Source organism: Campylobacter sp. RKI_CA19_01116, from assembly GCF_025771405.1.
In the GTDB taxonomy this organism is placed as follows: Bacteria; Campylobacterota; Campylobacteria; order Campylobacterales; family Campylobacteraceae; genus Campylobacter_D.
In genome coordinates this window covers 17,621-38,335 of sequence record NZ_JAKMQF010000004.1, presented here as the reverse complement: position 1 = coordinate 38,335, position 20,715 = coordinate 17,621, and the positions used below count along the sequence as shown (strand labels likewise).

Below are 20,715 nucleotides of genomic sequence, written 5' to 3'. Positions count from 1 at the left end.
TTTTGCTTAGCTTTTATAAGAATTTAGAGCAAGCTCTTGTATATTATAATTAGCAACTCTCTCATAAGTAAAGCCTTTTTTCTCTAAAAAATCAAGTAAAATTTTCTCCATTTTTTCTAAAGCATTCAAAACTTCTTTTGAAAGTTCAAAACTCAATGGTTCTATGCGCTTTGGCACACAGGCTAAAATTTGAGTTTTAGGCAAATCTCCCATAAGCTCCATGTATTGTAAAGTTTGAAGCATTTCAACCTCATGTGCACTACCACTCCAATTAACTTTTTTGGGCATTGCATCATAAGGAAAGAAAAAAATATCTCCGATCTTAGCATCATCTGCTGCAATACAATCAATCACAACCATTTCATCATATTCAGCTATAATATAGCTAAGTTGCAAAGCCAAAGTTCCACCATCTACAAAGCTCACTGAGTCTTTTTCGTGATAAAACTTATAATTTTTTTCTAAAAGTTTGCAAAGATGAACGCCTAAGCCCTCATCTGCAAACATAATATTACCAATGCCTAAGATTAGAAGTTTCAATGATTTTCTCTTACAAATTTATAACCACTAAAGATAGCATCTAAAGCACCATCTTTACCTTTAACTGAGTTAAATACAGCCATATAAATATGCACTGGAACAAAAATCAACACAACCCACATTAAAATTCTATGGTAGGTTCTAACATCAGCTAATCCACCTAACATTACCTCAATAGGTCTTAAGATATTGTATAAAAATCCTCCTAAGCCTTCATGATATACATGCATATAAAGGATCAATCCCGTTAAAATAAGCCCAAACATAACAAGATAAAAGAAAAAATAAGTTGCAAATTGCAAAGGATTATATACACCTTGTAAATGCGGGTGCTTTCCTAAAAAAATGTAAAATTTAACCTGATCTATCCATAATTTTACATTAAAAATATCTTTGATACTTCTTCTTTCATTTGCACTTTTTGGATCAAAAAAGAACAAATATGTTTTAAAAAGCACACAAGCTATCATGATAAAACCAAAAATTTGGTGTACCATGCGATATTTTGCCTGCATAAATAAAGTTGGTTCAGATGAAATAGATGGAGATTGAAACACATAAGAAATATAATATCCAGTCCCTACTAAAATCACGATCGCAACTGCTCTTAACCAATGTGTAAAACGAAGGCCAATACTAAATTCGTATTCAGCCTTTCTGTTTGATTTTAAGGAATGTTTAGAATCCATACTAAAGTCCTTTCCTTATAAATTTACATTTACTTTATACTCGCTAAGATTATTGCCTTTAGTATCCATTACATGCACAGCACATGCTATACAAGGATCATAAGAATGAATAGCTCTTATTACCTCTAAAGGCTGTTTAACATCAGCTAGTTTCATACCGATAAGACATTGCTCATAGCTACCACCTACTCCATTTGCGTCTTTTGGACTTGCATTCCAAGTAGAAGGTACTACCGCTTGCCAATTTTCAATTACACCATTTTTAATTCTACACCAATGACTCAACGCACCGCGAGGCGCACTTCCCATAAATCTACCTTTGTATTCTTTGTTTTTATCAATTACATAAGTAGCACAAGTGCTTTCATCTGTTTTTAAATTTTCAACCAAAGAATTAAATGCTTTTAAACCATGATCAGCAATGATTTTAGCTTCAATCGCTCTAGCACCCGTTCTTCCTAAAGTACTCATAAGTGCTTTAACTGGTAAATTCGTAGCTTTTAAGAACGAATCAACTGCTTCTACTACGATTTTATTACCCTTAGCATAATTAACTAAAATATTTGCTAATGGTCCAACTTGCATAGGTAAATTTTCATATCTTGGAGCTTTAATCCAGCTGTATTTACCTTTGGTATCAAATACCTTACTATGAACCATATTGCCTTTATCATCAATACTTTCACCATCAACTAAGCCTGTATAGTTTGGATTGGTTTTACCATCATAAGGATGTAAAGCTTCATTGTCTGCATACCAAGCTCTTGTAGCTTCTTCGGTGATTTTAGCTTCATCTACTTCTTCAACCTTACTCAAATCACCATTTCTAATAATACCACCTTCAAACAACCACTCATCACTTGAAACTTGGAATTCTCTTTCGGTATAGAAGTTATTTACTCCTACATCATTTAATACGCTTGCTTCTTTAGAGTAAGCTTTTGCTGCCATGATTAAATCCGGATAATAAGCACGATTAATAAAATCAGCTACTTCTTGGAATTTAGTCATATATTCAGCCATTCTTGATGGATTTAAAAGATCCATAACACAAGTCACACCACCTACTGTTAGGCTTTGTGGATGAGGATTTTTAGCACCAAAAATTGCCATAGCTTGAGCTATTGTTCTTTGAATTCTTAAACATTCTAAATAATGTGAAAGTGCAATAAGGTTTTGCTCAGGAGTAAAGCGATAAGTTGCGTGTCCATAATAAGCATTTGCAAATGGTCCAAGATTTCCTTTATCTACAAAGGTTTTTAGTCTTTGTTGTACTTCTAAAAGTTTATCTGCACCTGTTGCATAAGGCATATCAGTGTATTTAAATGCTTCATCGCTTGCTTTTTTTACATCAGCACTTAAAGCACTTACAACATCAACAAAATCAAGCCCATGAAGTTGATAAAAATGCACCACATGATCATGCATATATAAAGCTGCATTCATTAAAGTTCTAGTTAAAACTGCGTTTAATGGTGGAGTAATACCTAAAGCATTTTCTACCGCAATAATCCCTGCTCTATAGTGTGAAAAAGTACAAACACCACAAATTCTTTGAGTTAAAAAGCCTGCATCTCTTGGATCACGACCTTTTACAATAGTTTCTAAACCTCTCCATAGAGTTGATCCTGAATATGCTTCTTTAATGACATTATTTTCATCAACCACCACTTCAACTCTTAAGTGTCCTTCTATTCTAGTAAGTGGATCTATAATAATTCTTTTTGACATTCTTAATCCTTATTCTTTTCTAATGAAGCAATCACAGCATGCGCAGCAACAGCAACACCTGTTACACAAAGCACACCTATACCTATTTTATCTGAAATACTATCCGCACCCAAGCCATAAACAGTATCAAATAACCTTCCTGCCATCACTTCTTCAAAAGGCCCCATAGTATCCCAAAAATCCGGTTCAGAACAACCTATACAACCATGTCCAGCTTGTACCGGCCATGAAGTATGTTGATTAAATCTTTCTTTTGAGCAGTTATTAAAAGTATAAGGTCCTTTACAACCTACCTTATAAAGACAATATCCTTTTTTTGCCCCTTCATCACCAAATTGTTGCACAAACTCACCCGCATCAAAGCGTCCTCTTCTTTCGCAAAGATCATGAATTCTTAATCCATAAGCCCATTTTGGTCTATTATAAGCATCAAGCGCTGGCAATGTTTGATACAATATATAATGAATCACATTACCTATAATGTTTTTCTCGCTTGGAGGACAACCTGGAACGTTAATAACTGTTTTATTTGTAACTTTACTTAAACTCACAGCATTACTTGGATTAGGTCTAGCAGCTTGAATACCACCAAAAGCTGAACAGGTACCTATAGCAAAAATAGCCAAAGCATTATCACAAGCTTGTTGTGCTATTTGTTTTCCTGTTTTACCGTGCGGTCCTATAGTTAAAAAGTTTTCTGTAGCGCCTGTTGGTATACCACCTTCTACCATTAGGATATATCTACCTTTGTATTTTTCCATAGCAGCTTCAAGATTATGCTCAGCTTGCCAACCTGCTGCACCCATTATAGTTTCATGATATTCTAAAGAAATATGATCAAAAATTAAACTATCAATAGTAGGAGCATCACTTCTTAATAAACTCTCAGAACATCCTGTACATTCAGCCATATGAAGCCAAATCACTGGAAGTCTATCACTAAGCTCAGCAGCTCTTGCAACTACTGGAGTAAAGCTAGCAGGTAGTGCCAAAAATGCAGTCATTGCACTAGCCCATTTCATAAAATCTCTTCTTGAAAAACCTGATTGTTCTAAGGCTTTAGAGATAGAAATCTCATTTTTCAAAAGAGGAAGTTTTTCTAATGCGTCTAAACGGCGATTAAAAATATCTAAATCACTCATTTGTTGTTCCTTAAATATAGAAATATCATTAAAGATTTTAAAACATTTATTGTTAAGAATAGATAAAAAATAATATTTTTTTAAACAAATATACGAAGTATTTACAATTTAATGTTAATAGGATAATTTTACTCTAAAATAAGCAAGTATTGCACTTGCTTATTGTTTAATAATGACAATCTCATCATCTTTAGAATCTATAATAATCTCATCATTTTCATTTAATTCATCCGATAATATCATATCACTTAATTTATCTTCTACCATGTCATATAAGGCTCTTTTTAATGGTCTTGCGCCAAAATCTACATCAAAACCAACCTTTGCTATTAACCTAGCAGCATTATCACTCAAACTTGCCTTGATACCTCTATTTTCAAGACTTTTTTGCAAGGTATTAAAAAGCAATTTAACTATTTTTTCAGCTTCACTTTCTCCCAAAGGATTAAAAGTAATGATATCATCTAAACGATTTAAAAACTCAGGTCTAAAAAAGCTTCTAAGGGCTTCTTTGATAGCTTTTTCTCTTTCTTCGCCCTTTAACTCCATAATAAAATTTGCACCTATATTAGAAGTTAAGATAATAATAGTATTAGTAAAATCAACCGTTACGCCTTTACTATCTGTAGCCCTACCATCATCTAAAATTCCCAAAAGTATATTAAATACATCCTTATGGGCTTTTTCTACTTCATCAAATAAAATCACACTATAAGGCTTTCTTCTAACAGCTTCGGTTAATTCCCCTCCTTCTTCATGCCCTATATATCCTGGAGGTGCACCTAAAAGTCTTGATATGCTATGTTTTTCCATAAATTCACTCATATCAAAACGCACCATAGCTTTTTCATCATCAAATAAAAATTTAGCCAAAGCTTTAGCACTTTCTGTTTTACCTACCCCAGTTGGCCCTAAAAATAAAAAGCTTCCTATAGGCTTAGTTGCTTGATTTAGCCCTGCTTTATTACGTTTAATAGCTCTAGCCAAGGCACTCAAAGCCTCATCTTGTCCTACGACGCTTTCTTGTAAATACTCTTGAATGTGTAAATATTTTTGCTTTTCAGAAGTAAGCATTTTTTGCACACTAATACCTGTCCATTTACTTAAAATACCAGCTACTAAATCCTCATCTACTTGGTTTTTAAGTAAAACTCCTTCTTGGGTCATTTGTTTCCATTTTTCCTCTAAATTTAATACCTCTTTTTCGCACTCTAAAATTTTGCCATATTCTATTTCAGCAGCCTTTTGGAAATCTCCTTTATTTTTAGCTAAAATAGCTTCATTTTTTAAAGTATCGATTTCTTTTTTCTTTGCACTTATGCCATTAAATACTGCTTTTTCATTTTCAAATTTAGCATTAAGTTTGATTTGCTCTTCTTTTAAATTTGCTAATTCTTTTTTAATCTCTTCTAATCTTTTTTCATTAGTTTCATTTTCTTCCATTTTTAAAGCTTCATTTTCTACTTCTAAGCTTTCAATTTGTTTTCTAACCTTTCTTAAAGAATTTGGCTCGCTTTCTATTTGCATTTTTAATTCTGCTGCGGCCTCATCAATTAAATCAATCGCCTTATCAGGTAAAAATCTATTAGCTATATAACGCTTAGATAGTTTTGCAGCTGCCACCAATGCACTATCATTAATAGTTACATTATGATGAATTTCTAATTTCTCTTTTATACCTCTTAGCATTGCTAAAGCTTCATTCACGCTAGGCTCAGCTACATTTACAGGTTGAAATCTTCTTTGCAAAGCCGCATCTTTTTCAAAATATTTTCTATATTCTTTTAAGGTTGTAGCGCCTATAGTATGAAGCTCACCTCTTGCTAAAGCAGGTTTTAAAATATTTGCTGCATCCATACTTCCTTCATTTGCACCTGCACCTACAATGGTGTGAATTTCATCTATAAATAAAATTATATTTTTGTGTTTTATTACTTCATTTACAACAGCTTTTAATCTATCTTCAAATTCACCTCTGTATTTTGCTCCTGCTATTAAAGCACTCATATCCAAGGCTATGACTTTTTTATTTTGCAATGAAGTAGGAACATCTTTTTTTACTATTCTTTGTGCTAAAGCTTCTACTACAGCAGTTTTTCCTACCCCTGGCTCACCCAATAAAATAGGATTATTTTTAGTTTTTCTGATTAAAATTTGCATTAATCTTTGAATTTCTTCTTCTCTGCCTATGACAGGATCAAGTTCATTGTTTTTAGCTTTCATAGTCAAATCAATACCAAATTTAGACAAAGAATCAAGCGTTTCATCACTTGTTTTAGTTTCTATTTTAGCTCCTGCTCTAATAAATTCTAATTCTTTTTTAAACTCATTTAAATCTACAAATTTAGATAAAAGTTCTTTAATAACCCCGCTCGTACTTTCTGAGACAAGCCACATATCCACAGCCAAATAACTATCTTTGTTTTCTAAAGCCAAACCTTTTGCTTTTTCTAAAGAATTAATAAATTCATTTGAAAATTTAATATTATCTTTATTTACATTTGAGCTAGTAGGAAAAGATGAAATTTTATTTTTTACTTCTAACTCAAATGCCTCTTTAGAAACATTTAATTTATTAAAAACTTGATTTAGCAAACTTGAACTATCAACACTTAAAGCCCATAATAAATGCAAAGGTTTTATTTCACTATTCTTAGAATGAATGGCCAAAGAAATCGCACTTTCTATATTTGAAAGCATAGAATCTGTTAAAAAATCTTGTATATTTGCCATTTTTACTCCTTTTTACTTTTATATGAAGTGTATTATATAACTTTAGTCTATTATTGTCAAGTTTATTTAGTTATATTTATAAATAATTTTTTATATATACACACTAATATAATAAAAATATTTACTTTATTTACGATTTTTTAAGCAAAAATAACTAAAATTAGATAATTATTTTATGAATTCATATTTATTTTGGAGTTTTTCCTTTGAAGACAAAAAGAAATCTTATTATCGCAGCTGGCATTTGTAGTTTAGTAACCGCTTCTTTTATTTTTACGAATTTACAAGCTAAAAACCCCGCTCCTAGTGAAGCAGAAAAGAAAATAGAAGCTTTATCTAAACTCACAAGAACCATGTCTATCATAGAACAATACTATGTTGATGATGTTAATTATACAGATTTAGTTGATAAATCCATAGCAGGTTTACTAACAAATTTAGATGCTCATTCTTCTTTCTTAGATGAAAAAGGCTATAAAGAACTTAAAGAACAAACTAATGGAGAATTTGGAGGACTTGGCTTTACTATTACGCAAAAAGATGGAGCAATTAGCGTTGTAGCTCCTATAGAAGGAAGTCCAGCAGATAAAGCAGGCATTAAAACTGATGATATTATTTTAAGAATCAATAATGAATCAACCTTAGGTATGACTTTAAATGAAGCTGTTTCTAAAATGCGTGGAGAACCTAAGACAAAGGTTACTCTAACTATCTATAGAAAAGGCGATGCAAAACCATTTGATGTTAATTTAAAAAGAGATATTATAAAAGTAGATAGTGTTTATACAAAATTAATCGAAAATGAAAACTTGCTTTATTTAAGAGTGACTAATTTTGATAAAAATGTCGTAGATGAAGCTAGTAAAGCGATCAAAAAACATTCTAATGTAAAAGGAATTATACTAGATCTTAGAACTAACCCGGGTGGTATTTTAAATCAAGCTGTAGGTTTGGTAAATCTTTTTGTAGATAAAGGAGTCATTGTCTCACAAAAAGGAAAAATAGAAAGTGAGAATGTAGAATTTAAAGCAAATCCTAGTAAAAAAATCACTAACGCACCTTTAGTAGTGCTTGTAAATGGTGGTAGCGCTAGTGCAAGTGAGATTGTAAGTGGGGCTTTACAAGATTTTAAACGTGCTATTATAGTGGGTGAAAAAACCTTTGGAAAAGGTAGTGTGCAACTTATATTACCTATGGATGAAAAAGGCAAAGAAGGCTTAAGACTTACTATAGCAAAATATTATTTACCAAGTGGTAGAACCATACAAGCTGTCGGGGTTAGTCCTGATATAGAAGTATTCCCAGGAAAAGTAAGTAAAGAAGAAAATCATGGCTTTGAAATCAAAGAAAGCGATCTAAAAAAACACCTACAAGCTGAACTTGATAAAATCGGACATCAAGAAAAGAAAAAAGATAATAAAGAAGATAAAAATATCATCACCAAAGAACAAATTGATAATGATATACAGCTAAAAACAGCAATTGACGCAATCAAAATTTTAAACATCACAAAAGGAGAGTAAAATGGCAACAAAACTAGATCTTTTATACGAGGGAAAAGGTAAAAAAATGTTTAAGACTGATGATGAGAATTTACTCATCACAGAATTTAAAGATGATTTAACTGCTTTTAATGCAGAAAAAAAAGGTAATGAAGCAGGAAAAGGTGCATTAAATTGTAAAATTAGTACTGAAATTTTTCATCTTTTAGAAAAAGAAGGGATTAAAACACATTTAGTAGAAACTATCAGCGATAAAGAACAAATTGTTAAAAAATGCAATATTATACCTATTGAAGTTATTACTAGAAATGTAGCTACGGGATCTTTGACAAAAAGATTAGGCATTAAAGAAGGTACAATTTTACCTTTTGCTGTAGTTGAGTTTTGTTATAAAAATGATGATTTAGGTGATCCTATTATCAATGATGAACATTGTTTGATTTTAAATCTAGTAAAAAGTGAAAAAGATTTAGAATTAATCAAAAACACCGCAAGACATATTAATTCTATCTTAGTTAAATTCTTTGAATCTAAAGGATTAAGACTGATTGATTTTAAATTAGAATTTGGTATTGATAGTGAAGGAAATATGATATTAGCTGATGAAATTAGCCCTGATAGTTGTAGATTTTGGGATAGTAAAACTAATGAAAAATTAGACAAAGATCGCTTCAGACAAGACTTAGGCAATGTAAAAATGGCCTATGAAGAAGTATTAAAAAGAATTTTAAGTTAGGAAAAATAATGAAAGTAACTGTAAATATCACACTTAAAAATGGGGTTTTAGATCCTCAAGGCAAAGCCATAGAAAAGGCTTTGCATTCTTTAGATTTTAATAACATAGCAAATGTTAAAACCTCAAAACAAATTAGTTTTGATATAGCTTGTGATGATAAAGAAGAAGCTTTAAAACAAGTTGATTTAATGTGCAAAGAATTACTTGCAAATACTGTGATAGAAGATTATGAGATAATATTATGAAAGTAGCTATTATTCGTTTTCCTGGAACTAATTGCGAGTTTGATACAGCTTATGCTTTTGAAAAACTAGGTGTAAAAACTGAAATCATTTGGCATGAAAGACAAGATTTTAGCGCAGATTTAATTGTTTTACCAGGTGGATTTTCTTATGGAGATTATTTAAGATGTGCAGCCATTGCAAAACTTGCTCCTGCTATGAAAACACTTAAAGAACATGTACAAAAAGGTGGATATGTCCTAGGTATTTGCAATGGTTTTCAAATTTTATTAGAACTTGGTCTTTTAAAGGGAGCTATGAAACATAATAATAGCTTAAGTTTTATTTCTAAAATGCAAGCATTGCAAGTAGTATCAAACAATAATGCTTTTTTGAAAAATTTCCAAAAAAATGACATTATAGAATTGCCTATTGCTCATGGAGAAGGAAATTATTTTAATAGCGAAGATGGTATTAAAATGCTAGAAGATAAAGATATGATTTTATTAAGATATATCAATAATCCAAATGGCTCTTTAAACGATATAGCTGGAATTTGTGATGAGAATAAAAAAGTCTTTGGACTTATGCCACACCCTGAAAGAATGTGTGATGATATACTTGGCTCAAAAGTAGGACTTAAAATGTTTGAAGGATTTTTAAATTGCTAAAAACCTTCAAAGTTTTTTGTGTTTTTTTACTAGCGTTTAATTTATATGCTCAAGAAAATAGCGTTTTTGAAGATTACAACACCTTAGAAAAAAATTACAATCAATTAGACGATCAAGCTAAGCAAATTTATCAAACTATCGCTCCAAGCGATGAGAGTAATTATGAAAGTAAAATCAATGATGAAAATTTTATTCCTCAAGGTTCTTTAGTATTAAATGCAAAAGAATACACTGATGAAGCTTATATAGATGAAGCTTTTGCTATAGATCTTGAGGTTATCACCACAACTAATGTAAGTTTTGATTTAAATGTGAGCTTTGAAAAAAATGATGATATGCTTTGGATTAATCCTAATCCTATTTGGGAGCAAAAGGCTAATTCATATCACACAAAATTATGGTTTGAAGCAAAAAGTTTAAATGCCAATTTAAATAAAATCATCGTTTCTTTAAGCAGAAATGATCATATTTTTCAAAGCTCATCACTAATTATAAAACCTATTAGACTTAAAAAAATCGACGCTCCTTCTAACAAATACTCACACATAGTTGCAAGTAATTTAGAAGTAAAACAAGTAAAAGCAAGCCATTTTGATAATGATAATATGATTTTATTTATAGAACTTGCAGGAGAAAACACAAACCTAGCAAGTTTTAATATAAAAGATATTCAAAAACAAGGTGTAGAGGCTATTAAAGGCGATTTTGAAAAACAAAGCGGGTTTTATTATGCTATTTTAGATAAAAGCAAAACGCGTTTTGATTTTTCTTATTTTAATTTAAATTCTAAAGAACTAAAAGATTTTTCTTTAAAAATAGAACTTAAAGAAGATAGCATAAGCACACAAAGTGATTTAAATCCAAAAACCAATGACTTTAATTTTTACAAACAAGTATTTTTGTGGAGCTTGTGTGGTATTTTTGCTTTATGGTTTGTATTTAAGAAAAGCTATGTAGCTTTAGGCTTAGCAATTTTGGCTCTAATAGCAAGTTTTTTAGCCCAAAATAACATATACAAAGCCATATTAAAAGCTGAAAGCAAAGTGCAAATTTTACCAACTCTAAACTCAACTCATTTTTATTCTGGAAAATATAAACAAGAAGTAGAAGTGTTAGATTCAAGAGATGAATATAAAAAAATTTTATTTAATAATGGAAAAATAGGCTGGGTAAAAAGTGAAGATTTATCAAAGATTTAAAGCTTTAATATTTTGGATTGAATTTATTTTATCTATTATATTTTTATGTATTGCTTTTTTATTATTGCAATCACAAGAAAAAATTTGGAAAATCAGAAAAGCATGGTCAAAACTGCAAAAATATATAATAAATTATAAAATCCAAACTAAAGGTTCTATACACCCTCAAGCTAATTTACTTTTAATCAATCACCAAAGCTTGTTAGATATAGTTGTTTTGGAAGATTTATGTCCAAAAAATATATCTTGGATAGCAAAAAAAGAACTTGGTGAACTCCCCGTTTTTAAAACTTTGATTAAAAAACCTAAAATTATTTGTATAGATAGAAGTCCAAAAGGTCTAGTAAAACTTCTAAAAGAAGCTAAAGAAAGACTAAAAGAAGATAGAATTTTGGCTATTTTTCCAGAAGGTACAAGATCTAAAACACAAAAACTTTTAAAATTTAAAGTTGGAGCTAAAATTTTAAGTGAAAAACTTAATCTAAAAGTCCAACCTGTGGTAATTGTTGATTCAGCTAAAATTTTAGACACGCAAAACTTTAGCGCAAAGAGTGGCGTTTTAAAAGTAGTATTTCTTGATCTTGTTGATATAAGTAAAGATGATTGGCTTGAGCAAACTAGAGAAAAAATGCAAACAATCTTAGATAATGAAAGGTCAAAAGCTTGATTAGTACGGTTTTGGCTGTAGGTTTTGGTGGCTTTTTAGGGGCTGTATCTAGAATGCTTACTAGTAGCTTTTTTAATAAAATCATTCCACATGATTTTCCCTATGGTACTTTACTTGTTAATATCATAGGATCTTTTTTAATGGGCTTGTTTTTTTCTTATGCAAACTCTAAAGGTGTGCATATTTTTACCAAAAGTTTAATTAGCACAGGTTTTTTAAGTGCTTTTACGACTTTTTCAACTTTTTCTTATGAAAATTTGCTATTTTTGCAAAGTGGTGATTATTTTTACTTTTTTCTAAATATTATTTTAAATGTTATCCTTTGTCTTTTGGCAGTATGGATTGGTTTTTTAATTTTTAAATAAAGGAGATATAAATGCAATTTCAAACTGAAGTTAATCAACTTTTACAACTTATGATTCATTCTTTGTACTCAAACAAAGAAATTTTTTTAAGAGAGCTTATTTCTAACGCAAGCGATGCACTTGATAAACTTAGTTATCTAAGCGTGAGTGATGATGCTTATAAAAATTTAAAATTTGAACCAAAAATTCAAATCAACTTCAATCAAGAAGCAAAAACCCTAACCATAAGTGATAATGGTATAGGTATGAATAAAGAAGATTTGATCAATCATCTTGGAACCATTGCCAAAAGTGGTACAAAAAGCTTTTTGGAAAACTTGAGTGGTGATACCAAAAAAGACTCTCAACTTATAGGACAATTTGGTGTAGGCTTTTACTCTGCTTTTATGGTGGCTTCTAAAATAGAAGTTTTAAGCAAAAAAGCATTAGATGATAAAGCTTATCTTTGGACTTCTGATGCTAGTGGTTATGAAATAGAAGATGCAAATAAAGATGAGCAAGGCACTTGCATAACCTTACATTTAAAAGATGAAGAATTTTTAAACTCATACCGCATTGAAAGTATAGTAGAAAAATACTCAAATCACATACAATTTCCTATTTTTATGGAAAAAGAAGAATATTTGCCATTAGAAGAAGGTGAAAAAGAACCTAAAAAAGAATTAAAAAACACTCAAATTAACACAGCAAGTGCTTTATGGAGACAAAATAAAGCAAGCTTAAAAGCTGAAGATTATGAAAGATTTTATGAACAAAACTTCCATGACTCAAACAAACCTATGCTTTATATCCACACAAAAGCTGAAGGTTCTATAGAGTATAATTCTTTATTCTTTATACCTGCACAAGCTCCATTTGATTTATATAGAGTAGATTATAAAAGTGGTTTAAAACTTTATGTAAAAAGAGTTTTTATCAGCGATGATGATAAAGAATTATTACCAACTTATTTAAGATTTGTGCGCGGGATTATCGATGTAGAAGATTTACCGCTTAATGTAAGCCGTGAAATTTTACAAGAAAATAAAATTTTAAAAAGCGTTCAAGAAGCAAGTGTTAAAAAAATCCTAGCAGAACTTAAAAAATTCAAAGAAAAAGATAAAGAAAACTATCTTAAATTCCATGAGAATTTTGGAAAAGTTTTAAAAGAAGGTTTATATGGTTTTGGCGAAAATAAAGACGCTATAGCTAAGCTTTTATACTTTAAAAACTCAAATAAAGAAGAATTAATTGATCTTGAAGAGTATAAACAAAACTTAGCTGAAGGACAAAATGAAATTTTTTATATTAGTGGAAAAAATGAAAAACTTTTAAGAAATTCTCCTCTTCTTGAAAGTTATAAACAAAAAAATATCAATGTTTTATTGCTTGATGAGGAAATTGACACCATAGTTATGCCTATGATGAATGAATTTGAAGGTTTAAAATTTAGTGCTATTAACCATCTAGCTAGTGAAGAAACTAGCGAAGAACAAAAGGCTGAATTTGCAAGCTTGCTCATCAAAATAAAAGAAGTTTTAAAAGATGAAGTTGAAGAGGTAAAACTTAGCCAAAGACTTTCAAATAGTCCAAGCTGTATTGTTTATGATCAAAATAAACCTGATTTTGCTATGCAACAAATTCTTAAACAAATGGGGCAAGAACAGCAAGTTAAACCTATACTTGAAATTAATCCTAATCATGAAATTTTAAAAGCCTTAAAAGAAAATGATACCTTAGCTAATGAAATGGCACATATTCTTTTAAATATGGCTAAACTTAGTGAAGGTATGGGTATAGATAATCCTAGCGAATTTAACAATGCCTTGAGCAAAATCGTTTCTAAGGCTTTAGAAAAATGAAAAATATAGCTATTTCTAAAGATATTTTGCACGAATTTTGTATTATAGATGTAAGAACCCCAAGCGAATGGAAAAGCGGAGTTATAAAAGAAGCTATACTCATCGCACTTTGCGATGATAATGGCTTTATGAATGAAAATTTCATCCAAGAGTTTAAAGAAAAAGTAGATTATCAAAATAAAAACATAGCCTTTGTGTGTGCTACAGGCTCAAGAAGCAAACATACTGCTATAATGATAGAAGATGTTCTAGGTATAGAATGTACTAATCTAGATGGTGGCATGGTAGCACTTTTATCGCAAGGCTATGAAGCTACAAAAAAGGAAGGTTAATTATGAAGAAAATATTTTTATCTTTAGCATTTTGTGTTAGTTTTGTTTTAGCAGAAGTTAAAAATATCGATATTAATGCGGATATTTTGGAAAATTATCAAGTAATTGATGTTAGAAAACCTAGCGAATGGGCGCAAACTGGTACAATAAAAAATGCCATTAAAATTAGTTTTTACAACGAAGATGGCAGTGTAAATAAAAATTTCATTGAGGAAATTAAAAAAATTTCAAGTAATAAACCTATCGCTATAGTTTGCAGAAGTGGTTCAAGAAGTGCTAAAGCTTCTGCTTTACTAGATCAAAATGGCATAGAAGTTACTAATTTAAAAGGCGGTATGAACGCACTTTTATCACAAGGATACGTAACCTCAAAGTAAGTCTAGTTAGACTTACTTTTTCTTTGGCCTAAATACAGAAATTACTTCTTCGTTATTTTCAATATAAGCTCCACCTATCAAATCCACACAATAAGGAATAGCAGGAAATATAGGCTCAATGCATTCTCTTATAGCTTTTGGATTACCCGGTAAGTTAATAATCAATGATTTTCCTTTTATACCCGCACTTTGTCTTGAAAGTATAGCTGTTGGTACATATTCTAAGCTTTTTGCGCGCATTAACTCCCCAAAACCTGGTAGCATTTTATCACACACTGCTTGTGTTGCTTCTGGTGTCACATCACGCAAAGCAGGCCCCGTACCTCCTGTAGTAAAAATCAAATCACATTTTACATCATCAGCCAAATAAGCTAATTTTTCTATAATTAAATCATACTCATCAGGAATTAGCTCATAATAAAAACTTTTTTCATTTTTTATATAAGAATCTAAAATTTTTTCTATCTCTACTCCGGATTTATCTTCATAAACTCCGCTACTTGCCCTATCTGAAAGTACTAAAATTCCTATTTTTACCATTTTTACTCCATTATGATTTTTTCTATATCTTGTTTTTCTATTTTTTCATTTTCTAAAAGAATGCTAGCTAATCTCACAACTTTTTCTTTCATTAATTCTAAAAATTCTTTCACTTCTTGCTTTTGCTCTTGCAATAAACCCTCATTTGCCATAGCAAAAGTTTCCATGAAAGTAAGCAATTCTTTAACCTTTAAAAGATCACTTTGTGCATTAGTATAGCTTTCATTAAAAATAAGCTCCATAGCAACTGAGCCTGCTAGAAAAACTTTTATTTTATTTAATAATTCTGATTTTGATTTGATGGTATTTTCATACTCTTTAAATCTATCTTCTATTAAGGTAATTTTTTCAAATTTAACATCAAAATAAAAAGCACACAAAGCTTTAGCTGCTTGGTATGTGGCTTGAATTTTTCTTTCCTTATCACTTAGAGAGAAAATCTTTTTTTTGCCCATTAAAACTTTATTAAGCACTGCAAAAAAATCATTTTCTTCTATTAAATCTGATTTTCTTCTTATAGCATTAATAGCCGCTTCATTAACTAAAGTCTCTAAAGCTGCTCCGCTAAAACCCACACTAGCTTTTGCAATTTTTTCTAAATCTACGCTAGATTTTTTTTCTTTCATATAATTTTGCAAAATATGCATTCTATCTTTAAAATCAGGCAAAGATATAAAAATTCTTCTATCAAAACGTCCTGACCTTAATAACGCATTATCCATAAGATCGATTTTATTTGTAGCAGCCATCACTATAACACCACTATTATCTTCAAATCCATCCATTTGAGTTAAAAGTTGATTTAGAGTATTATCTCTTTCTACATTGGAAAAATCCCCTCTACTTTTACCAACTGCGTCAATTTCATCTATAAAAATAATACTTGGAGCTTTTGATTTAGCTTTTAAAAAAAGCTCTCTAACTCTTTTTGCACCCATACCTACATAAATTTCTACAAAACTAGCCCCACTTTGATAAAAAAATGGCACCCCAGCCTCACCCGCTACTGCTTTTGCTATCAAGGTTTTACCTACTCCAGGAGGGCCTACTAGTAAAACCCCTTTTGGCATTTTTACGCCAAAATCTTTATATTTTTGAGGATTTTTTAAAAAATCAACGATTTCTAAAAGCTCTACCTTGGCCTCATCAACCCCTGCTACATCTTTAAATTTAACTTCACTTACTACATCTTGTATAGTACTATTTTGTTCATTTTTTTCTAAAATATTTTTTTCTAAAGAAAGTAAATTTTGTCTATCTTTATTTTTTTTATTAAGAAAGAGTAAAAAACTTATAAGAAAAGCAAGCAAAATAAATATGAAAAAAAACTCACTTAAATTATAATCTTTAGCATATTCTAAAGGAATTTTTTGCCACAAAGCATTTAAATCCACTACATCTTTAGCAATTAAAAAATTTCCTTCTTTGCTTTTTAATAATATTTCATTATTTTCTACTATGGCTTTTTGGATTAAATTTTGCTCTAAAAGCTCTTCATAAGCAGCCTTGCTAATATAATCAGGTTGATTTTTTATAAACGCAACTATTACAAAAACACAAAGCAATAAAAATGAAGCTAAGATAATCTTTTTATTTTTCATCCCCTAACCTTACATAGTTACAATCTTCTTTGCATTCATATTTTTCAATATTTATCCATTGTTTAGCAATGTCTTCTTTGCTTGTAATTTTGATTTTATTAAAAAATTGATCATAGCCTTCATAAAAACCATCTTTTTTACTCTCAACTAAAATTTCTAAAGTATTTTTTTGGTTTTTTCTAAACTCATAATTATTTTGAGCAACTATATCTTTTAAAATATTTAATCTTTCTTTGGCTATTTCACCATTAATTCGTTCACTCATAGAAGCAGAATGCGTTCCATCACGCGGTGAGAAAATAAAAGCATGAATATGCGTAAGTTTAAATTGCTTGAAATTTTCTAAAGCTTCTTGCCATATTAACTCACTTTCTCCAGGGTGTGCTACGATAAAGTCTGTTCCTAAAGCAAAACCTTTTTGACTTAACTCATTAAACAGTGCTAAATCATTTTGCGTATGCGATCTTCTACGCATTATGCGTAGCATTTTCTCATGAGTGTGTTGCAGGGCAATATGTAAATGCTTTTCAAGCCAAGACTCATCTAAAATTTCTTTAAAACTCTCATCAATTTGAGCAGGCTCCAAACTCCCAAGTCTTACTCTTTTTATGCCACTCACCTTACCTATTTCTTGTAATAATTTTCCAAGTGTAGTTTTATCTTTTAAACCATAACTTCCTATATTCGTACCCGTTAAAACCACTTCACTATAACCATTTTGTGCAAGAAGTTTGATTTGTTTTATTATTTCCTCACTTGGCATACTTCTTGATTTACCCCTAACACTTGGGATTATGCAATAGCTACAAGCAAAGTCACATCCTTCTTGAATCTTTACAAAAGCTTTAGTGTGATTTTCATAATTACTTACGATTTTTGTATCAATAAAGCGTAAATTTCCAAGCTCATAAAAGGCTTTATCTTGCGAGATTAGCTCATTGATTTTATCTTTATTAGAAGCCCCTAAAACTCCAAAAATTTCTTTTTTATCAAAAAAATCCTTTCCCTTGCTTACAGCACCACAGCCTGTAAGTACAACCTTAACTCCATTTTTCTTTACACCATTAATATAGCTTCTAAGCCCGCTATCAGCACCATTTGTAACAGTACAAGAATTTATCACTATCACATCAGCTTCTTGCTCATTTTGTGTAATAATATGATCTTTAATATAAGTTTTTAATAATTGCGTATCATAAATATTAGTTCTACAACCAAAAGTTTTAAAATATACCTTTTTTTTCAAATATCTTCCTTATTTTCTATAAATTCATGTTTTGCCATATATAAATTTTGCGATGGATAAGCTATTTTTATATCATCGTGTTTATTAAATTCATTGATAATCTCTTTACTTATATTACTTCTTAAAATCAAAGCCGCATAAGAATTTGTCATATACCAAGCAGAAATTCTCATGCCATAACCTTCTAAAAATGTAAAAAACCTAGGCTCTACTTTAGGATTTCTAATGCTGTATTCATTTCTTAATTTACTCATAGATTCTTTTGCAATTTTTGTATAACCTTTAGAAGCTTTTATAACGATTTCTTCCACTATTTCTAAAGCCTTTTGATGATTTGAATCAAAAGTTAAAGTAATATCAAGTCCATCCCAAACTGTCTTCATACCATGATGGGTATAATTTGATATGAGATTAGTAAATATAAAATTATTTGGTATAAAAATTATCCTACCACTTCTTCGATTATCTGTATAAGTTAGCAAAGAAATATCTTCATATAAGGTTATTCTTAAAAACGAAATGTCAATTATATCACCGATATAATGTGTATTGTTTTGAAAAACTCTCACCCTATCGCCCACTCTAAAACTTCCACCAAAAACTATCACACACCAACCAAGCATAGACATAAACATATCTTTCATAGCAATAGCTAAACCAGCAGAAGCAAAACCAAGCACAGTCACTAAGTAACTAATATTTTCAATATATCCAAAAAGCAAAATCAAAATAATCACATTGATATTAATAAAATTAATGATTTTATTTGCTGTATAAAAGCGATCATTATCGCCTATGTATTTTCTAGCTATAAATTTGAGTAAAAATGCTATGGCTATAACGATAATAATAGCCAAAACTATATTAAAAGCTCTTACACCTTGAATTTTAATAGAAGCTGTTGTTTTTTCAATTTCTTCTTGTATTTTTTTCTCATAAACAGAATAAGAAATTTCTCCAAAACGCAAGGTTTGTGAAAAATCTCTTACCATTTGATTGGATATTTTTAAATACTCATCATGTTCTTTACTAGGGGCCAATTTAGCTATCTCGGCCACTAAAACATTTTCTTTTATAAGCTCATCCAAGGTTTGCTTAAAACTATTTAAAAGATTAATATACTCTTCCTTATCACGTCTTAGTTTTTTTATGTGTGAGTATGCTGAAATGATGGCTAAAGGATTAGTTAGTTTATCTATTTTATCAACTTCTTCAGGAGCTAAAACCATCTTGGAAAAATTTGCACTTTTATACTCACTTAAAAGCTCTAATCTTTCTTTTAAGATTAAAATTTGTCTTTCTATAATGCTTTTATTGCGCTCATTAGCCTTTAAACTTTCTTTTTCTAAAGCTAAAATTTCATTTTGAGTTTTTCTATAAATATTAAAATTATTATATTTAATCACCCAAGTATTGTATGTTAAATTATTATGTAATTCATTGAGTTTTTGCTCTAAATGTTTTATATCATCTTGTGCTAAAAGCATCAAAAAAGGTAAAAATAAAAGTAAAAAAATCTTTTTCATGCAAACACCTCTAAAGTGCGTAAAATAACTTCTTTGTTTATATCATTTTTTATACAAGCTTTTCCCAAACCACAAGCTAAAATGAAATTAATCTTTTGAAAATGTGTCTTTTTATCCAAGAAAAAGGCATTGTAAAACTCTTGTGTATTTGAAATTTTATAAGATATAGGTAATTTAAATTTCACAAGTAAATTTTGCACTCTTTGGCATTCTTTCTCACTTAATAATCCTAAATTTAATGCTAAAATATTTGCCATATTCATACCTATAGCCACAGCTTCACCATGTAAGTATTTTTTATATCCTGTTTGATTTTCTATAACATGAGCAAAAGTGTGTCCATAGTTTAAAAGCATTCTTAAACCACTTTCTTTTTCATCTTGCGAAACCACACTAGCTTTAAGCTCTATGCTTTTTTGGATGATTTGAGCCAAGGTAATATCATCTAATTTAGTATTTAAAAATTTATCCTCATCTAAATTTTCTAAAAAAGATAAAATTGCTTCATCAAAAACCACAGCCATTTTGATAAATTCAGCCATGCCCGCAGCTAGTTCTCTTGAAGGTAAGGTTTTTAAAAACTTACTTTCACAATACACCGCTTTTGGCTGATAAAAAGCACCTATTAAGTTTTTGCCAAATTTATTATTCACTCCAGTTTTACCACCCACACTTGCATCCACACAAGCTAGTAAGGTTGTGGGAATATTGATAAATTCTATCCCTCTTTGATATATACTTGCTGCAAAACCACCCATATCAGAGATAACCCCACCACCAAAGCTTATAAGCAAGCTTTTTCTATCTAACTTATAAGTACACATTTGATCTAAGATATATTCTATAGTTTGTAAATTTTTATACTCTTCACCATCTTTAATTTTTATGATAAAAAGTTCTTTAGCTTGAATTTTTTCCAAAAGCGTATCTAAATGTAGCTTTGCTACTAATTCATTAGTTAAAATCACTACTTTAGTATCAAAATTTAACTTTTCTAGCTCATTTATATAGACATTATAACTTGTATTATTTTCTAATTTTACCTTAACTTGCATT

20 protein-coding genes are annotated in these 20,715 nt (G+C 30.1%); 10 read left to right on the top strand and 10 right to left on the bottom strand.

All coding sequences use genetic code 11. The annotated features are described in order from the left end of the window. Positions 1-6 precede the first annotated feature (6 nt). From L8U41_RS04180 to L8U41_RS04160, 5 genes are all read right to left on the bottom strand, one after another. The gene (locus L8U41_RS04180) at positions 7-540 is read right to left on the bottom strand and encodes a [NiFe] hydrogenase maturation protease HydD (protein ID WP_039625977.1); all 534 of its coding nucleotides are present in this window, start codon (positions 538-540) and stop codon (positions 7-9) included. After that, positions 537-1,229 carry a Ni/Fe-hydrogenase, b-type cytochrome subunit gene (gene cybH, locus L8U41_RS04175; RefSeq protein WP_263702582.1) on the bottom strand — a complete coding sequence of 231 codons (693 nt, stop codon included), beginning with the start codon at positions 1,227-1,229 and terminating at the stop codon, positions 537-539. Before cybH ends, L8U41_RS04180 begins: the two co-directional genes overlap by 4 nt. A 15-nt stretch (positions 1,230-1,244) precedes the next feature. Further along, positions 1,245-2,960, bottom strand: coding sequence for a nickel-dependent hydrogenase large subunit (locus tag L8U41_RS04170; RefSeq protein ID WP_263727902.1), 1,716 nt, complete (start codon positions 2,958-2,960; stop codon positions 1,245-1,247). Between the two features lie 2 nt (positions 2,961-2,962). Further along, positions 2,963-4,102: a hydrogenase small subunit gene (locus L8U41_RS04165; protein ID WP_263727901.1), complete on the bottom strand. Its 1,140-nt coding sequence runs from the start codon at positions 4,100-4,102 to the stop codon at positions 2,963-2,965. Positions 4,103-4,261: 159 nt separating this feature from the next. After that, complete coding sequence (locus L8U41_RS04160) at positions 4,262-6,835, bottom strand: ATP-dependent Clp protease ATP-binding subunit (RefSeq protein WP_263727900.1); 2,574 nt, start codon at positions 6,833-6,835, stop codon at positions 4,262-4,264. 206 nt (positions 6,836-7,041) lie between these two features. Between L8U41_RS04160 and L8U41_RS04155 the strand changes: the two genes are divergently transcribed. Genes L8U41_RS04155 through L8U41_RS04110 form a run of 10 tightly spaced genes read left to right on the top strand, consistent with a single transcriptional unit; the run spans position 7,042 to position 14,746 of the window. After that, positions 7,042-8,358 (top strand): S41 family peptidase, encoded by a 1,317-nt coding sequence (locus L8U41_RS04155; protein ID WP_318529796.1) that lies wholly within the window; start codon positions 7,042-7,044, stop codon positions 8,356-8,358. Between the two features lies 1 nt (position 8,359). Beyond that, positions 8,360-9,073 carry a phosphoribosylaminoimidazolesuccinocarboxamide synthase gene (gene purC, locus L8U41_RS04150; RefSeq protein WP_039618192.1) on the top strand — a complete coding sequence of 238 codons (714 nt, stop codon included), beginning with the start codon at positions 8,360-8,362 and terminating at the stop codon, positions 9,071-9,073. Positions 9,074-9,081: 8 nt separating this feature from the next. Continuing rightward, positions 9,082-9,318, top strand: coding sequence for a phosphoribosylformylglycinamidine synthase subunit PurS (purS, locus tag L8U41_RS04145; RefSeq protein ID WP_039618190.1), 237 nt, complete (start codon positions 9,082-9,084; stop codon positions 9,316-9,318). Next, complete coding sequence (gene purQ, locus L8U41_RS04140) at positions 9,315-9,965, top strand: phosphoribosylformylglycinamidine synthase subunit PurQ (RefSeq protein ID WP_257396888.1); 651 nt, start codon at positions 9,315-9,317, stop codon at positions 9,963-9,965. The genes purS and purQ overlap by 4 nt, the downstream gene beginning before the upstream one ends. Then, positions 9,959-11,164, top strand: a complete 1,206-nt coding sequence (locus L8U41_RS04135; protein WP_263702576.1) for a hypothetical protein — start codon at positions 9,959-9,961, stop codon at positions 11,162-11,164. The genes purQ and L8U41_RS04135 overlap by 7 nt, the downstream gene beginning before the upstream one ends. Further along, positions 11,142-11,831, top strand: a complete 690-nt coding sequence (locus tag L8U41_RS04130; RefSeq protein ID WP_263727899.1) for a lysophospholipid acyltransferase family protein — start codon at positions 11,142-11,144, stop codon at positions 11,829-11,831. Before L8U41_RS04135 ends, L8U41_RS04130 begins: the two co-directional genes overlap by 23 nt. Then, a complete protein-coding gene (gene crcB / locus L8U41_RS04125; RefSeq protein ID WP_263727898.1) occupies positions 11,828-12,196 on the top strand; it encodes a fluoride efflux transporter CrcB in 369 nt (122 codons plus the stop codon). Before L8U41_RS04130 ends, crcB begins: the two co-directional genes overlap by 4 nt. A gap of 11 nt (positions 12,197-12,207) precedes the next feature. Beyond that, a complete protein-coding gene (htpG, locus tag L8U41_RS04120) occupies positions 12,208-14,037 on the top strand; it encodes a molecular chaperone HtpG (protein WP_263727897.1) in 1,830 nt (609 codons plus the stop codon). After that, positions 14,034-14,369, top strand: coding sequence for a rhodanese-like domain-containing protein (locus L8U41_RS04115; protein ID WP_263727896.1), 336 nt, complete (start codon positions 14,034-14,036; stop codon positions 14,367-14,369). The genes htpG and L8U41_RS04115 overlap by 4 nt, the downstream gene beginning before the upstream one ends. Before the next feature lie 2 nt (positions 14,370-14,371). After that, positions 14,372-14,746: a rhodanese-like domain-containing protein gene (locus L8U41_RS04110; protein ID WP_263727895.1), complete on the top strand. Its 375-nt coding sequence runs from the start codon at positions 14,372-14,374 to the stop codon at positions 14,744-14,746. Between the two features lie 12 nt (positions 14,747-14,758). Here L8U41_RS04110 and mog read toward each other — a convergent pair whose 3' ends face one another. From mog to aroB, 5 genes are read right to left on the bottom strand one after another with little or no spacing between them, the layout of a single operon-like run. Then, on the bottom strand, positions 14,759-15,286 hold the full coding sequence (mog, locus tag L8U41_RS04105; RefSeq protein ID WP_263727894.1) for a molybdopterin adenylyltransferase: 528 nt from the start codon (positions 15,284-15,286) through the stop codon (positions 14,759-14,761). A 2-nt stretch (positions 15,287-15,288) separates the two neighbouring features. Further along, positions 15,289-16,887 carry an AAA family ATPase gene (locus L8U41_RS04100; protein WP_263727893.1) on the bottom strand — a complete coding sequence of 533 codons (1,599 nt, stop codon included), beginning with the start codon at positions 16,885-16,887 and terminating at the stop codon, positions 15,289-15,291. Next, on the bottom strand, positions 16,877-18,133 hold the full coding sequence (gene mtaB / locus L8U41_RS04095; RefSeq protein ID WP_263727892.1) for a tRNA (N(6)-L-threonylcarbamoyladenosine(37)-C(2))-methylthiotransferase MtaB: 1,257 nt from the start codon (positions 18,131-18,133) through the stop codon (positions 16,877-16,879). The genes L8U41_RS04100 and mtaB overlap by 11 nt, the downstream gene beginning before the upstream one ends. Then, complete coding sequence (locus L8U41_RS04090) at positions 18,130-19,659, bottom strand: mechanosensitive ion channel family protein (protein WP_318529749.1); 1,530 nt, start codon at positions 19,657-19,659, stop codon at positions 18,130-18,132. The genes mtaB and L8U41_RS04090 overlap by 4 nt, the downstream gene beginning before the upstream one ends. Beyond that, complete coding sequence (gene aroB, locus L8U41_RS04085; protein WP_263727891.1) at positions 19,656-20,714, bottom strand: 3-dehydroquinate synthase; 1,059 nt, start codon at positions 20,712-20,714, stop codon at positions 19,656-19,658. Before aroB ends, L8U41_RS04090 begins: the two co-directional genes overlap by 4 nt. Between the last annotated feature and the right edge of the window lies 1 nt (position 20,715).

Coding starts and splice junctions, on each gene's coding strand:
- cybH (WP_263702582.1), bottom strand. CDS start 1,229: ATGGATTCTAAACATTCCTTAAAATCAAACAGAAAGGCTGAATACGAA.
- L8U41_RS04170 (WP_263727902.1), bottom strand. CDS start 2,960: ATGTCAAAAAGAATTATTATAGATCCACTTACTAGAATAGAAGGACAC.
- L8U41_RS04165 (WP_263727901.1), bottom strand. CDS start 4,102: ATGAGTGATTTAGATATTTTTAATCGCCGTTTAGACGCATTAGAAAAA.
- L8U41_RS04160 (WP_263727900.1), bottom strand. CDS start 6,835: ATGGCAAATATACAAGATTTTTTAACAGATTCTATGCTTTCAAATATA.
- purC (WP_039618192.1), top strand. CDS start 8,360: ATGGCAACAAAACTAGATCTTTTATACGAGGGAAAAGGTAAAAAAATG.
- purS (WP_039618190.1), top strand. CDS start 9,082: ATGAAAGTAACTGTAAATATCACACTTAAAAATGGGGTTTTAGATCCT.
- purQ (WP_257396888.1), top strand. CDS start 9,315: ATGAAAGTAGCTATTATTCGTTTTCCTGGAACTAATTGCGAGTTTGAT.
- htpG (WP_263727897.1), top strand. CDS start 12,208: ATGCAATTTCAAACTGAAGTTAATCAACTTTTACAACTTATGATTCAT.
- L8U41_RS04115 (WP_263727896.1), top strand. CDS start 14,034: ATGAAAAATATAGCTATTTCTAAAGATATTTTGCACGAATTTTGTATT.
- L8U41_RS04110 (WP_263727895.1), top strand. CDS start 14,372: ATGAAGAAAATATTTTTATCTTTAGCATTTTGTGTTAGTTTTGTTTTA.
- mog (WP_263727894.1), bottom strand. CDS start 15,286: ATGGTAAAAATAGGAATTTTAGTACTTTCAGATAGGGCAAGTAGCGGA.
- L8U41_RS04100 (WP_263727893.1), bottom strand. CDS start 16,887: ATGAAAAATAAAAAGATTATCTTAGCTTCATTTTTATTGCTTTGTGTT.
- L8U41_RS04090 (WP_318529749.1), bottom strand. CDS start 19,659: ATGAAAAAGATTTTTTTACTTTTATTTTTACCTTTTTTGATGCTTTTA.
- aroB (WP_263727891.1), bottom strand. CDS start 20,714: ATGCAAGTTAAGGTAAAATTAGAAAATAATACAAGTTATAATGTCTAT.